The sequence below is a fragment of the Bacillus cereus group sp. MS39 genome, assembly GCF_040448665.1.
Classification (GTDB): domain Bacteria; phylum Bacillota; class Bacilli; order Bacillales; family Bacillaceae_G; genus Bacillus_A; species Bacillus_A wiedmannii.
The window spans coordinates 3,898,316-3,913,593 of record NZ_CP123058.1; the positions used below are offsets into that span (position 1 = coordinate 3,898,316).

Below are 15,278 nucleotides of genomic sequence, written 5' to 3' on the forward strand. Positions count from 1 at the left end.
TGTTCCCCTCATTTTCTAAACTTGCGGTAATCTAAATCTCCTCGCTCTAATGCGTGCATTAACATTTCAGCACTTGCCATATTCGTTGCAAGTGGAATCGCATATACATCACATAAACGAAGCAATGCATTTACATCTGGTTCATGCGGCTGAGCAGTTAGTGGATCTCGGAAAAAAATCACCATATCCATATCGTTTTTTGCAATCATGGCACCAATTTCTTGATCGCCACCAAGAGGACCCGACTGAAATCTTGTTACAACTAAACCAGTTGCCTCCATAATACGAAGTCCTGTCGTCCCTGTTGCAAAAAGTTCATGTTGTTCAAAAATTGGTTTATATGCATACGCAAACGAAACCATATCATTTTTCTTTTTGTCATGTGCGATTAAGGCAATTTTCATCCGTTTTCTCCCCTTTAGTCGATAATATTTTCTAATCCGTACACAAGATGATCAAGGTTCATTACTGTATCAATTGATAGTTTTACACCTGACATAAAGGATGCACGATTGAATGAATCATGACGAACTGTTAACATTTGTCCATCTCCACCAAACATTACTTCTTGGTGTGCAATAAGACCTGGTAAACGTACACTATGAATGTGAATGCCGTCTACATTTGCACCACGAGCACCTTCTAATTGCTCTACTTCATTCGGATGACCTTGCTGCTTTGATTCACGGTTTTGACGAATTAGCTCTACTGTTTTGACAGCTGTACCAGATGGTGCATCTAATTTTTGATCATGATGCAATTCAATTACTTCAACATCTTGGAAGTACTTCGCTGCCATTTGTGAGAATTTCATCATAAGAACTGCACCAATTGCAAAGTTTGGAGCGATAATTGTTCCTACTGCTTTTTCTTTCGCATTCTCTGTTAATTGCTTTAGTTCTTCTTCTGTAAATCCAGTTGTACCAATAACAGAACGAAGTCCACGCTCAACTGCTAGTGTAACGTGTTGTTTCCCAACTTCTGGCGTTGTTAAATCTAACAACACATCAGCTTCTACTTCCTCTAAACAAGTATGTAAATCTGCGTAAATAGGTGCATCTAGCGCAGGCATGCCCGGTAAATCAGAGATTTTCTCTCCCCCATGCTTATAATCCACTGCAGCTACTAAATTAAAATGTTCCGTTCTTTCCATAAGAAGGACTGCTTCATGTCCCATACGTCCTCTTGGTCCAGCGATAATTACTTTAATTTCTTTCATTATTCTTTCTCTCCCTCATCAATACGTGTCCAGCGATCTTTATCGCGAGTATTAAATTTATTCATTACAATGTTATGTGCTGTTTCTAAATCAATATTTAAACTATTTGCCATACAAATCATAACAAATAATACATCTCCAAGCTCTTCTTCAATACTACGTTCTTTTTCAGTTGTTTTCTTCGGTTTCTCACCATAATAATGATTTACCTCTCTCGCAAGCTCCCCCATTTCTTCCGTTAAACGAGCCATCATTGCAAGTGGACTGAAATAACCTTCTTTAAACTGACCAATATATGCATCTACTTCTTTCTGCATATCCTTCATCGTTTTTGCTTCCATACAATTCACCTCTAATCCTTCCTCTTTCATGTTAGCCAATTCATCGCGATTTGACAAATATTATTCCCTGCAAAACACCTATTTGCGCCCCCTTTTTAGATAGAATATAATAAAGTGAAACTTCTTTTGCGGTTTTTGCAAAAGATCAGCCCGAACCAATTGGGTTCCAACGGCTGGTTTGCCCTCCTTCAGAGCTTTATCCCCTACCAGCCGTTGGAACGGGGTAAAGTGAAACTTTCTTTTGCGGTTTTTTATAGCCTTCACTATTTTTACTAAAAGCTAGAAATTACTTATCATTATGTTTTACCGTATCAGCGGAGCAATGCCATTTACATAATTAGGAGGATTTCTATATGACATCAAATTTGAAGATTCGAAATATCATTTTCATTTTAATCGGTTCCGCTATTTTTTCTTTCGGTATTGTGAATATCAATATTGAAAATCACCTTGCAGAAGGTGGATTTACCGGTATTACACTATTATTGTATTTTCTATTTAAGTTTGATCCTTCTTATTCAAACTTAATTTTAAATATCCCTATATTTTTTATCGGTTGGAAGTTACTTGGAAGAACGACATTTATCTATACACTAATCGGCACCTTCAGCGTATCTTTATTTCTATGGATTTTTCAACGTTACGAAGTTCTCAACTTACATTTAAACTTACAAAATGATATGACACTCGCGGCTTTATTCGCCGGGGCATTTATCGGTGTCGGTCTTGGAATAATATTTAAATATGGCGGGACTACTGGCGGTGTAGATATTATCGCGAGACTCGCTCATAAATATGTTGGCTGGAGTATGGGGAAAACGATGTTTATGTTTGATGCTATCGTCATTATCGTCTCTATTCTTACCTATTTATCATACCGCGAGGGCATGTATACGTTAGTTGCTGTTTTTATCGGGGCGAAAGTCATTGATTTTATGCAAGAAGGAGCCTATGCGGCAAAAGGAGCAACTATTATCTCAGATAAAAACGATGAAATTGCTGCCAAAATTTTATCTGATATGGAACGCGGAGCTACTTTTTTAAAAGCTGTTGGATCGTATACAAAAGTGGAACGGAACGTATTATATTGCGTTGTTGCTAAAAATGAAATCGTGAAATTAAAAAATATTATTACTTCTGTAGATCCTCATGCCTTTGTTGCTGTAAGTGATGTACATGATGTAGTTGGTGAAGGTTTTACGTTAGATGAAAATAAAAATCCTTTACATAAATAAACGCAACTAGAAAAGCTCTCTAGCTTTTCTAGTTTTTTATTACATATTTTTTAAGTTTCTCTAAATCCTCATAAATAAACTCCAATAAACTCCTATTATAAAAAATGGAAGCAGGATGAAAAGTCGGGAAAATATGATATTCTTTCTCTGACCATGTAAACTCTGCACTTTGCATATCCTTTAATTTTTGAATGGGCTGTATTAATAATTGTCCGTGCACATCTGTAATTTTTTTATTTTTCCCCGTTAAACGTTGAAGGCCGATATTTCCAAGTGTAACGATAAGCTTCGGGTTTATTTTCTCTAATTCATAATCTAACAAAGGGGCATGGGCAAGTATTTCTCCTTGATTTGGCGTTCTATTATACTTTTTCTGTATGATTTCACCATTTCGTTCTTTTTTCTCTCGCCACTTATAAGGTCTACTCCGAATAGCGCTCGTAATATATACTTCTTCCCTTGTAACATGAATCCGTTCTAAAAAACCCATTAATTGTTTTCCCGCTCTCCCGCTAAACGGAATCCCATTATGAATTTCTGTTTCACCAGGTGCTTCTCCTAACAACATAAATTTTGGATTTTCAGGACCTTGTCCACTTAAAAAGCCTTCTAACTGATAAGAAGCGCTTTGTTCTTTCACTTGTTTTACTATATGACTTGGATATTTCACTTTCCCCACCGCCTTTCCGCATTACTTCTATTCCTTCTATTATTTCTATTTGCAATACATTATATAATTCAATCCACAATATAAAAAAAGACTATCAAATGATAGTCTTTAGTCGTCGCTACGCTGCATACCAGTATACATTAATACGAGACGTAATAATTCAAATACCGCTACAGCTGCAGCCGCTACATATGTTAATGCTGCCGCATTTAATACTTTACGAGCTTGGCCATATTCATCTGTTGATACGATACCTAACGCTTCAATTTGTTGCATTGCACGCTTTGATGCATCAAACTCAACAGGTAATGTAACAAGTTGGAACACAACACCTGCTGCCATTAAAATGATACCTAATAATAACAAATTAGACATAGATGCAAAGGCACCAATCATAATAAATACCCAAGAAATATTCGATCCAAAGTTTGCAACTGGCACTAACGAATGACGAATACGCATAAAGTTATAATCTTTTGCATCTTGAATTGCGTGTCCTACTTCGTGTGCTGCTACTGCTGTACCAGCAACTGAATGACCGTAATAGTTATCTGTTGATAATCGAACTGTTTTGGCAGTTGGATCATAATGGTCTGATAAATGACCTGGTGTTTCTTCTACAGCTACGTTGTATAATCCATTTTCATCTAAAATCTTTCGAGCCACTTCCGCTCCTGTCATACCTGATGTTGAATAAACTTGTGAATACTTGCTATAGGCACTACGTACTTTTGACTGTGCATACAACGGTATGATCATTATGATCGCGAAGTAAATTAAATAAAACATCATGAACCTTTGAACCTCCATTGAAGTTTTAATTATAGTACTTCTCATTCTATTTTCTTCTGACATCATTGTCAATGAATAAACCTTACAATCCATATCTTTATTTATTGCATTATCTATTTTTAGAGTGTACATTACTTTTTCTTTTTTCTCTCTCTCCTTTATACTTTCTCCATCCAACATAAGTTAATGTGAATAAAATAAGACCTCCAGTAATTGTCATAAACCAAATGAGAGAGGGTGCAATTTCATCTTTTTTTACTGTGTGAAATATTTTTTGCAAATCCCCTTTAATGATTCCTAATTGCATTTGCCCACCTTTCGTTTTTAACATAACGTTACGAAATTCATCCAAATAAGATAAATGGGCATTTACACGCTGCACTTCGTTTTCTGGCAAAGCAATCATTAAGCTTGGATAAATAATATTAAATTCATGTAAAAATGTGTTTAACGTTTGTTGAAACTGTCCCGTATCTTCTTTTTTCATCGCTTTTTCCATTTGAGAAAAGGCACCCATTACTTTTTTTTCTCTTTCCATCCAAAGTGGTTGATATTTCGACACTTTCGCATCAACAGCGAGCTGTAGGGCTAACACATTATCAATTTTAACTTGTTTACCTAAATCTGTTTCCGCGAGTGATTGTTTCGCCTTGTCGTAAGCTAAAGAAATAACTCTAACTTGATCTGGCGTTACTTCTTGCTTCTTTTCATTCCCCTTTATGACAAACTGCTCCGAGAAATGTTGTAATACTTGTACTGCTTTTTCATCTTCATTACGCTTCACTAATTGTAATGAGTCGTCTAACAACCCTGTTAGTTCACTCCACTCTTCAGCATATATACGTAACGGAAACATTATAATTAGAAATGCTATCAATCCAATTAATGTTCTCTTCATCACGGTCCCCCCTATAACTACTAGTACAAAATATGTTAATTGGGACAAGAATAGAACAGAACTGGACCGAAAAATATATTATCGTTTTACAAACAAAAAAATTCTCTTTAAACAGAGAATTTTTCCTTTGAAATCCTTTTCTTTTTTACGAAATATCTATACAAGCTGTAACAAAGTATGCTGCCACATAAAATAAATAATAAAATTGCACACGCAGCATGCATAAAGAATTCTTCTGGTAACATTAATATAATTGGATCCGTTTCAATATCAAACATCCAATAATCATTACTGAATAACAGCTTATGGAATAATACAAAACTCTTTTCAAAATTAATAGCGATCGGTAACATGAGCGCGATCGGTAAGATAATTGTTAAAATTGATCCGTGCAGTAAAAACTTTTCATTTTTCTTTTTTAATAAATAAATCCCGCCTATTATTGCAATCATAATTGTCGCATACATTACATATTGAATCTTTACTAAAATATTTTTAACATCTACAAAATGAATACGGCCATTTGTAGACATATCTAATGTTGGCAACTGCAATGCTCCATCATAAAACGGCGATAAATATGTAATAAGCACATCATAATTTCTTTTAATATCATCCTTCGCCATATCCGCTAAATCTGGAATGTTTAAAAAATCAATTTCAAAATAATATAGCCATTTTCCGTATACAACCGCCGTTGTTGCGAGTGCAAATATAGAAAATGCTATACTATATGAAACAACTATAGTAATCAATCGATCCAATATTTTTGTACCACTCTTATTTTTCTTCATTTTCTCCCCCTACATGTTCTAACTATCATAAAGAAAACTGTTTTCGGTTCTCACGCAAGCAATAATAATATGTAAGACATAGTGTGACGATGCTTAGCCAAAACGTAAAGTAACCAATTTCTTCTACAAACAAATGCATAATTCCATATCTCGGCATTTGCCAAAATAAATAATCAATTGCATCATTATGTAATGTCCATATAGATGCTACCGCAAAATGCCATTTTTTTATACGGTAAAACGGTGCATATAACAATCCTTGTACTGCCATCGCAAAGTGCGAAAGCATTAACATATACCCCATAAGACCAATAGGACCTTTTACATAGATCATAATTGCATTTACAACAACAGCCCATATACCATATTTCATTAAAGTAACAATCGCTAGCGCCTCTATTAATCCCCAATTTCTCTTTCTTAAAAAAGCAATTAAAACAAAGACAAAAAAGAGACTCGCCATCGGGCTATCGGGTACAAACGGCCAAAATATAGGTGAGGTTTCTTTTAATTGATTTCCATACCATATAAATCCGTATATTGTACCTAATATGTTAACAACTAATAAAAATAATAATATAGAGCGTTGTCTTAACATTGCATACAAATAAACCAAGCTGTATGTCCAACACCTTTCAAACAAAGTCATTCTTTCCTCAAACTCTACTCTATTATATAGTAAACTTTCTTTCATCAAAATAAAAAGCTGACTACAAATTTTGTAGTCAGCTTTTTATTATTTTTTATTATACTTAGCAATGAATTCCGAAAGCTTCTTCAATTCCTCATCCGTACCTTTAAATACGCCTTTAGGCATTGAACCTTTTCCATCTTTCGCAATTTTAGCAATTTCTTCTGGCTTTAAAGTTAAATTTTGCAGTGCCGGTGCTGCTGCCCCGCCTTGTAAATTGTCACCGTGACATGTTAAACAAGTATTTTTTTGCATTAATTTATAGCCGTCATCATTTTTATCAACTGGTGCTGTTTTTACAATTGCTCCTTGTTTTTTTGCAGCTTCCCAGTCGTGGTGTGCTACAGATTCCCAAGTTAAAAAGATAATCGATGCAATTGCTAAAAGCATAAATCCAGTTGCTACAGGACGCTTCAATGGGCGTCTTTCTGGGCCTCGATCAAGAAATGGAGCTAACAGTAATGCGCCAAACGCAATCCCTGGCATAATAAACGCTCCAATTACAGTAAATGAACCAGAAGCATAAGAATACTTTAATAACTGATACAAGAATAAGAAATACCAATCTGGAAGTGGTATATATCCGGCATCAGTTGGATCCGCCATTCTCTCAAGTGGTGACGGATGCGCCACTGTTAAACATAAATAACCGATTAAAAAAACTGCACCAACCATCCATTCTTTTAACAAGAAGTTCGGCCAAAACGCTTCTGTTTTTCCTGGGTATTCAGAATAGTCTTTTGGAATATTTGGTTTCCGAGCTACTGGTACCCGAGAATCTCCTACAAACTTCATCCCTTTGCCTCGATGCATAATCTCCCTCCTTTAGTTCTTTCCCCTTTAATTTAGCAATCTCTTATAGCGGACCGGAAATACCTTGTTTGCGAATCATGATGAAGTGGAAGGCCATTAAACCTAGAAGTGCTGCTGGTAAGAAGAAGACGTGAATAGCAAAGAAGCGAGTTAATGTTTGAGCGCCAACAATTTCGGAATGACCAGCGAGTAATGTTTTAATATAAGGACCAATGAGCGGCGTTTGCTCTGCAATTTGAATCCCTACTTTCGTAGCAAATAATGCTTTCATATCCCACGGTAATAAATATCCGGTAAAACCAAGACCTAACATAACAAAGAAAATAAGAACACCAACAATCCAGTTTAACTCACGAGGCTTTTTATACGCACCCTGGAAGAAAACTCTAAGTGTATGTAAAAACATCATTACAATGACGAGACTAGCGCCCCAGTGGTGCATACCACGAACAATTTGCCCATATGCAACTTCATTTTGTAAATAATAAACCGATTCCCAAGCATTTTTAATATCAGGCACATAATACATCGTCAAAAACATTCCTGATAAAATTTGAATTACAGTAACGAAAAAGGTAAGTCCTCCAAAGCAATAAACGAATGCAGAAAAGTGATGTGCCGGGTTTACATGTTCAGGTACTTCATGATCAGCGATATCACGCCATATTGGTGTAATATCTAACCTTTCATCTACCCAATCATAAATTTTATTTAGCATCTACTTTGCACCCCCTTTTGGCTTCGCTTTGCCTAAATACAGCGTTCCATCTTTTACTTTGGACTCGTATACATCAAGCGGAGCAAGGGGCGGCGTACCTTTGATGTTCATCCCGTCTTTTGTGTAACGGCCCCCGTGACATGGACAAAAGAATTGATTCGGATGTGCTTTGTCCGAATTCCAGTTAACTGTACATCCCAAATGTTTACATACTGGAGAGAACGCAACAATGTCTCCGCTTTCATCTTTATGAACCCAAGCTGATTTTGGCTCTTCGGACTTGTACCAACCATCAACCTGCTTCACCTTAAAATCGAAACGTTTCGGCTCTGTTGTAATATCCTTTACTTGTGCAACAGCAACCATATCCGTTCCCGCTTCTTTTCTTAACACCGGATCAAGCGCAAATCGCGTCATCGGCATTAAAATACCCGCTGCCATAAAGCCTCCTACCCCTGTAAGGGTGTAATTTAAAAACTGTCTTCTTGATACACGATGTTCTTTCTCGCTCACGAAAATTTCCCCCCTCTATCAGAAATTGTCCCCTCGTGATAAATTATATAAAAAATAAAAACTAGGACACTATCATGATATAATACGCTTAGGTACAGGTCAATATCATACTACTCATAATAATAAGAACTTTCTGTTTATTATTACTTTCCCCACTTTTCTTCTAGCATCACCATTATATTTTTTATATGTGCATGAATAACTTCTCTTTTCGCTTGATCACTAAATTGTTCTAACGCTAATGAAGGAAACCAAAATAAATCTCCTTGTAACTCTTGCATATCTTCTTTCCATGAAAAATCACTTGTAACATAAGCAATATGCTTAAAACCTTGCTTTTGCAAATGATTTGTCCATTCTTGCAAACGACCTTTTTCATTTTTTTGACTTTCTACTAAATACGTAAATGCAGGTAGTAAAAGTACTCTTCCTTTATATTCTCTTTCCAACTCCATACTCAACAATTCGATAAATTCACCTTGTTCTACTACCATTTTCATTTCTTTTGCTGCCGAAATTGATAAAAGTGGTATAACACCAGTATCTACATACTCTCTTGCTTGCTCAAACTGCTCCACATCTTTTACACTCCATTTCAAATGTCTTCCCTCCCTTCATTTGTAAATGACAGAACTTTCACTTTATATATATTAAACCATACTAAAAGAGGTAAAAAAAGAAAAACTACCTATATTAAGGTAGTTTTTCTCAAAAAGTCTGAAATTTGTAAAATTTTATGAATCCAAATGAATTCTATAACATCTTTAACTCAGCTGTTAACTTATGAAACGCTTCCTTATCTTGCTTATCCAGCGCTTCATCAATTTGTTTCAAAAGACGTTCTCTTCTAAAAGAAAATACACTTTCTTCTAAAAATCTTTCTGCAAGTAAACGATCTTTTTCATTTACTTCAATATGCTTTGGTAAATACGGGTTTTCTTCTAATACAGCTACATAATTGGCATTTTGAAACGATGATTTAAAATTGAGTTGAATATAAATATCTTCATCTCGATTTAAACGAATATCATGAAACGATTTTTCAGCATCTGTTGTCATAACATTTTGTTTAAAAAAGTGAAACGGTGTGTCTTTCACACAATTCGCGGACATCACTAAACCACGCGGACAATATTTTGCATGCTCTACGAAGTGGACTTTATGCATCAATTGGTCATGACTCATTAAATAATTCAAAATCCATACGCATTCACGCTGTTTCAGTTGGTAATTATTCAAAAACCATTTTACAAAATCCTTCTTCTCGTTTACAGAAACAGGGGTATTCATAGCAATTAAGTCCCTCCTCTGTCTTTCTCTTTTCTTTTTAGATTCAAGAAGCGGTATTCAGTTTCCTTCCAACTTATGAAAAATCCTCTAAATTATATAACAATTCTTCAATATGAATTTGTGTCGGGTCTAGTTGTATTAACTGAGTAAATACTTCTTTCGCCTCTTTTCGCATACCTTCTTCCAATAAGAAATAACCGTACTCTTCCAAGAAGTCTGGATGATTCTTAAAAGAAGTATATGCACTTTCATAGTGTTTTAATGCATCCGAATACATTTCTAATTGTTTTTTTGCAAACGCAAGATCCCAAAGTAGTTGTGTATCTGGTTCTCCGCTATCAATCGCACGCTCTACAACTGCAATTAACTCTTCATATTTTTCCTGTTCTTTTAAGATATACGCATATTTTAATATCGCACCTAAATGTCCTGGATCTAACTCAAGCGCTTTTTGAAGCACTTCCTCTGCTTCTGCTATTTTTCCTAATTTCGCCGCAATGTTCGCTAATTCTACATAAAATGGTACAGAAAGCTCATCTACTTTAATTCCTTCTTGCAGTGTTTCATAGCTTTCTTGCAGCATTCCTTCTTTTTCATAGCTTTTCGCCAAATACATGTAAAGCGATGCATACTCCGGATCTAATTCTTTTAGTTCTTGCCAAGCACCAATTGCTCTTTGGTATTCTTCACCTTGGTATAATGTGAAGGCATATCCAAATAATGAGTGGATATCTTTTTGTTCCTCTAAACCTGCTTCATAGTAAGAGATCGCTTCTTCCCAATTTCCAATCGCACTTAACGTCTCTGCGAGGCGAAGTGCAATGACAACACCACCCATGACTTTATGTTCTGCTAATAGCGACTCATAATGAGTGATTGCCTTTTGTTCCTCACCTTTACTACTATATAACTCTGCTAATCCAAACGTAATAACAGGTTCGTCAGGCATCATTTCTTTCGCCTTTAATAGTTTTTGTTCTGCTACATCATCGAAACCTTGCATTTGGAATAAATCTGCAACAAGTAATAACGATTGAACATATAAGTCATCATTTTCTGGAATATCATGAAGCACTTCAATCGCTTCATCTTCTTTGTCTAGATCAATATATAATTCTGCTAAAAATACAGTGAATTCACTTTCTTCCGGATACAATAAACGCAAGTCTTCTGTAATAGCTAACGCTTCATCCGTAAATCCAAGTGTATGATAATAGCGAGCGATATCATACTTCTCTTCATCATTCGCAATTTTTAATTGTTCTTTTAATAATTGTAATCCTTTTTCCGCTTCACCATTTTCAATATATGAAACAGCTTGTTCAAACTTTTGCATAAACGTCTCCTTTAATTCTAACAAATATTATTTTCTGTTCATTTCCCCCGATTGGTGCGGGCTAATAATCAGTGAGGGGATAAGCATCCCCTCACTGATTAAAGTTTCACTTTATCATAAGCAACTAGGTGTACGAACGCAACCTTTAGAATAAGCATACTTCTTCTTGTACTTTCACTCATAACGATTCGAATATGACACCGATACCGCATTACTACTTTCTATTGTACCGTTTTCTTTCATTACCGTGCAAATAACTTCCCTTATTAATTATTAACACGCACGGATCAAGCTTTACAGGCCTTCATTTAAATAAAAAAGACTCCTATATTAGGAGCCTTCACAAACTCTTAAGAGTATGTTTCTTCTTTCTTTACTTGCTCGTTTACAAGCTCTTTCAATAATTCTATAATTTCATCATTTTCTTCTTTCAAACCGACAGTAATACGAATACCATCATGTATACCAAATGCAGCACCAGAACGAACAATATATCCTTTCTTCATTAATCGTTCGAAAGCCTCATTACCAGGAATACCGAGTTTTAAGAAAATGAAATTTGTTTGAGATGGATAATAGAATACGTTATATTCCTTACAAAATGCGTAATATTGATTTAATCCTTCTTCATTTTTTTTCACACATTCTTGTAAAAATACTTGATCTTCTAATGCAGCGAGTGCTACAGCCTGCGCTACAGTCGATGTATTAAATGGTAACCTTGCTACTTCTAGCTGCCCAATTAAATTCGCATTACCAACCGCATATCCGATACGGAAAGCAGCTAAACCATATGCTTTTGAAAACGTGCGTAAAACCATAAGATTTTCATACTTTTCAAGAAGTGGTAATGTTTGCGGATAGTCTTCTGCCCCCGCATATTCATAATATGCTTCGTCCATAATAACGAGCGCTGACTTAGGAACTGATTCTAAAAATGAAAGTAAGTTTTGTTTCTCTACATATGTACCTGTCGGATTATTCGGGTTACAAATCCATACAATCTTCGTTTTATCATCTATTTGCTGTAACATCGCATCTAAATCGTGAATGCCATCTTTAAGTGATACTTCACGAACTTCTGCTCCTTCAATAACAGCATGGTGATGGTATTGCGAGAATGTTGGATTCGCCATTACAACATTTGTTCCTTCATGTAGTAATGCACGGCTAATCATTTGAATGACTTCATCTAATCCACTACCAAATAACAGTTGTTCTGCTTTGACACCTAACTGCTCTGCTACTTTTGTCCGAAGTTCAAATGCATATCCATCTGGATAAAGAGCATATTGACTCGCTAAAGAAGTTAATGCTTCTGTTACGCGTGCTGAGCAACCGAATGGATTTTCGTTCGATGCTAATTTCACAATTTTTGATAATCCATATTCCCTTTTTACTTCTTCAATATTTTTCCCAGGTACATATGCTCTCAAAGTTAACAATTGCTCTTTCACTCTCATTTTTCTTCCCCCAGTCGTTTTATTCAATTCAATTACAATAAGGTTGTAATCTCTCACTGCAATCGTTTATCTTAACCGTCACTATTACGAGGATACCTTTAAACAAGCACTTCTTAGCTCTTAAACCATATCCTTTTGAAATGCCTCTAACGCAATATGAACAGTCTCATCTGGAATAGATACGACATTCACTACCCCATATTCCTGCATTAACACCATATGAATTGCTCCAGCGTTCGCTTTCTTATCTTGTTTCATTAATTGAACGAGACGCTCTACATTCAAATCACTTGGCATTTTTGGATATCCGTACTTTAAGAACCACTGCTTCATCTCTTCATAAGAAAGATTAACCTTGTACACTTGCTCACTTAAAAATAAGGCAAATAACATTCCAACCGCTACTCCGTCACCGTGAGTAATATTTCCATATCCTAGTTCTTTTTCAAGAGCATGGCCTAACGTATGTCCAAAGTTCAAATGAGCACGTACACCTTTTTCTGTTTCATCTTGCGATACAATGTTTGCCTTTACAGGAATTGCCTTCGTTAATATATGGATTAACTTCTCATCACGAAGATCCGCTAATGTTTGCACTTCTTCTTTTAACCAATGATACAGCTTTACATCACCAATAAGAGCATGTTTTATCACTTCTGCATAACCTGAACGCCACTCTTTTTCAGGAAGAGACTGTAAAAAAGGCGTATGATATACAACTGCTTCTGGTTGATGGAATGCCCCTATCATATTTTTACCTAACGGGTGATTAATTGCTACTTTCCCACCTACTGCGCTATCGTGAGCTAATAAAGTCGTTGGAACTTGAACGAAGCGAATTCCACGCATAAACGACGCAGCAACAAAACCAGCTAAATCTCCAATCATCCCGCCTCCAAGTGCAATAATTAAAGAATTTCTATCTAATTTATTTTCAAGAGCTGACGTATGAGCCGCATAGAAATTTTCAAAAGACTTCTCTTTTTCGCCACTCGGTACGACAAATGAAAATACTTTTTGCTTTATTTGCAATGCATCTACAACTGTCTGTAAATGTAAAGTTGCAACAACTTCATCTGAAATGATCATGATGTTTGATACAGATGGCTGCATGTTTTGAATGATTGTTGTCAAATGTGACAACAATTCTTTTCCTACATGTACATCATATTCTTTTGATTTCGTTTGAATATGTATGTTTCCCATTAAAATCCCCTCGCATATTCATTATGTTTCTCAATATTTTCACGAATAAGGTCCATACGATCTAATCCGAATTGTTCTATTAAAGCTGTCGCTAATTCCCAAGCCACAACCGCTTCTGCAACGACACTAGCTGCTGGCACAGCACAACTATCTGAACGTTCAATGCTCGCTGTAAAAGGCTCTTTCGTTTCAATATCTACACTTTGAAGAGGTTTATATAGTGTAGGGATCGGTTTCATCACACCGCGCACAACAATTGGCATTCCAGTCGTCATACCGCCTTCTAATCCACCTGCATTATTTGTTCTTCGTGTATATCCATGTTCCTCATTCCACAGAATTTCATCATGAACTTCACTTCCCGGTCTATGCGCTGCTTCAAAACCAATTCCAATCTCGACGCCTTTAAAAGCATTAATGCTCATAATTGCAGCTGCTAATTTTGCATCCAGTTTTCGATCATAATGTACATAGCTACCGACCCCAATTGGCATTCCTTCCACAATCACTTCAACGATTCCACCTATTGAATCACCATTTGCTTTCGCATCATCAATTGCTTTCATCATTTGGTTACCTGCTTCTTCATCTAAGCAACGTACAGGTGATGCTTCTGTAATACTTTTTAATTCTTCAATTGAACTATACGTAATTTCCTGAGCCTCAACACCACCAATTTCAATTACATGGCCCGCCACTGTAATACCAAGTTCTGCTAACACTTTTTTAGCAACCGCACCAGCAGCAACACGCACTGTCGTTTCGCGTGCTGAAGAACGCTCCAATACATTTCTCATATCTCTATGACCATATTTAATCGCACCATTTAAATCAGCATGCCCAGGTCTTGGTTTTGTTACTTTCCTTTTCATTTCTTTTTCTTCTTGTTCCGTTAAAGGCTCTGCGCCCATAATTTTTGTCCAATGTGCAAAATCACGATTTTCAACAACAAGTGCAATTGGAGAACCTAATGTCTCTCCATGTCTAACACCACTTACAATTTGCACTTGATCTGTTTCAATTTGCATGCGTCTACCACGCCCATGCCCCTTTTGCCTTCTAGCTAACTCTTCATTTATATCATCCGCTACTAAAGGCAGTCCTGCCGGAACACCTTCTATAATCGTTGTAAGTTGTGGACCATGAGATTCACCAGCTGTAATATATCGCATACGTTATTCCTCTTTTCGTATATGTATTTATCTCGCTATATTAAGCAATGATATTATCTTTCCTTACTCTAAAAATATGAAAGAATTTATATATTTGATCAGCCATTCGCTTATTCTCCAATAGGCC

Annotated in this window: 18 protein-coding genes; 1 reads left to right on the forward strand and 17 read right to left on the reverse strand. The window is 36.0% G+C overall.

What is annotated here, in order from left to right:
• Positions 1-8: 8 nt before the first annotated feature.
• The 3 genes from mgsA to QEP67_RS20180 are packed head-to-tail and all read right to left on the reverse strand — an operon-like array spanning position 9 to position 1,560.
• A complete protein-coding gene (gene mgsA, locus QEP67_RS20170) occupies positions 9-404 on the reverse strand; it encodes a methylglyoxal synthase (RefSeq protein ID WP_000684762.1) in 396 nt (131 codons plus the stop codon).
• Between the two features lie 14 nt (positions 405-418).
• Complete coding sequence (dapB, locus tag QEP67_RS20175) at positions 419-1,219, reverse strand: dihydrodipicolinate reductase (RefSeq protein WP_000658799.1); 801 nt, start codon at positions 1,217-1,219, stop codon at positions 419-421.
• Positions 1,219-1,560, reverse strand: coding sequence for a nucleotide pyrophosphohydrolase (locus tag QEP67_RS20180; RefSeq protein WP_002108639.1), 342 nt, complete (start codon positions 1,558-1,560; stop codon positions 1,219-1,221). Before QEP67_RS20180 ends, dapB begins: the two co-directional genes overlap by 1 nt.
• A 353-nt stretch (positions 1,561-1,913) precedes the next feature.
• On the opposite strand from QEP67_RS20180, the gene QEP67_RS20185 reads away from it, so the two are divergent.
• On the forward strand, positions 1,914-2,795 hold the full coding sequence (locus QEP67_RS20185) for a YitT family protein (RefSeq protein WP_000203306.1): 882 nt from the start codon (positions 1,914-1,916) through the stop codon (positions 2,793-2,795).
• A 28-nt stretch (positions 2,796-2,823) separates the two neighbouring features.
• Here QEP67_RS20185 and QEP67_RS20190 read toward each other — a convergent pair whose 3' ends face one another.
• From QEP67_RS20190 to aroC, 14 genes are all read right to left on the reverse strand, one after another.
• Entirely contained in the window at positions 2,824-3,465 is a 642-nt protein-coding gene (locus tag QEP67_RS20190; RefSeq protein WP_000876949.1) for a uracil-DNA glycosylase, read from the reverse strand.
• 108 nt (positions 3,466-3,573) lie between these two features.
• On the reverse strand, positions 3,574-4,254 hold the full coding sequence (locus QEP67_RS20195; RefSeq protein ID WP_002096760.1) for a zinc metallopeptidase: 681 nt from the start codon (positions 4,252-4,254) through the stop codon (positions 3,574-3,576).
• 112 nt (positions 4,255-4,366) lie between these two features.
• Positions 4,367-5,155 (reverse strand): sporulation protein YpjB, encoded by a 789-nt coding sequence (gene ypjB / locus QEP67_RS20200; protein WP_000831596.1) that lies wholly within the window; start codon positions 5,153-5,155, stop codon positions 4,367-4,369.
• Between the two features lie 107 nt (positions 5,156-5,262).
• Positions 5,263-5,949: a TIGR01906 family membrane protein gene (locus QEP67_RS20205; RefSeq protein ID WP_000739735.1), complete on the reverse strand. Its 687-nt coding sequence runs from the start codon at positions 5,947-5,949 to the stop codon at positions 5,263-5,265.
• A 25-nt stretch (positions 5,950-5,974) separates the two neighbouring features.
• Positions 5,975-6,565, reverse strand: a complete 591-nt coding sequence (locus QEP67_RS20210; RefSeq protein ID WP_000262814.1) for a DUF1405 domain-containing protein — start codon at positions 6,563-6,565, stop codon at positions 5,975-5,977.
• 120 nt (positions 6,566-6,685) lie between these two features.
• A complete protein-coding gene (gene qcrC / locus QEP67_RS20215; protein WP_000554600.1) occupies positions 6,686-7,453 on the reverse strand; it encodes a menaquinol-cytochrome c reductase cytochrome b/c subunit in 768 nt (255 codons plus the stop codon).
• Between the two features lie 43 nt (positions 7,454-7,496).
• Entirely contained in the window at positions 7,497-8,171 is a 675-nt protein-coding gene (gene qcrB, locus QEP67_RS20220; protein ID WP_000932700.1) for a menaquinol-cytochrome c reductase cytochrome b subunit, read from the reverse strand.
• On the reverse strand, positions 8,172-8,684 hold the full coding sequence (qcrA, locus tag QEP67_RS20225) for a menaquinol-cytochrome c reductase iron-sulfur subunit (protein ID WP_001290419.1): 513 nt from the start codon (positions 8,682-8,684) through the stop codon (positions 8,172-8,174). It abuts the gene before it with no gap.
• Positions 8,685-8,827: 143 nt separating this feature from the next.
• A complete protein-coding gene (locus QEP67_RS20230; RefSeq protein WP_000872168.1) occupies positions 8,828-9,283 on the reverse strand; it encodes a YpiF family protein in 456 nt (151 codons plus the stop codon).
• Positions 9,284-9,437: 154 nt separating this feature from the next.
• Positions 9,438-9,974 carry a ReoY family proteolytic degradation factor gene (locus QEP67_RS20235; RefSeq protein WP_001095922.1) on the reverse strand — a complete coding sequence of 179 codons (537 nt, stop codon included), beginning with the start codon at positions 9,972-9,974 and terminating at the stop codon, positions 9,438-9,440.
• 73 nt (positions 9,975-10,047) lie between these two features.
• Entirely contained in the window at positions 10,048-11,310 is a 1,263-nt protein-coding gene (locus QEP67_RS20240) for a tetratricopeptide repeat protein (protein WP_001168667.1), read from the reverse strand.
• A gap of 350 nt (positions 11,311-11,660) precedes the next feature.
• Complete coding sequence (gene hisC / locus QEP67_RS20245) at positions 11,661-12,773, reverse strand: histidinol-phosphate transaminase (protein WP_001264030.1); 1,113 nt, start codon at positions 12,771-12,773, stop codon at positions 11,661-11,663.
• Positions 12,774-12,893: 120 nt separating this feature from the next.
• A complete protein-coding gene (gene aroB / locus QEP67_RS20250) occupies positions 12,894-13,979 on the reverse strand; it encodes a 3-dehydroquinate synthase (protein WP_000526814.1) in 1,086 nt (361 codons plus the stop codon).
• Complete coding sequence (aroC, locus tag QEP67_RS20255; protein ID WP_001269357.1) at positions 13,979-15,151, reverse strand: chorismate synthase; 1,173 nt, start codon at positions 15,149-15,151, stop codon at positions 13,979-13,981. Before aroC ends, aroB begins: the two co-directional genes overlap by 1 nt.
• Positions 15,152-15,278 lie beyond the last annotated feature (127 nt).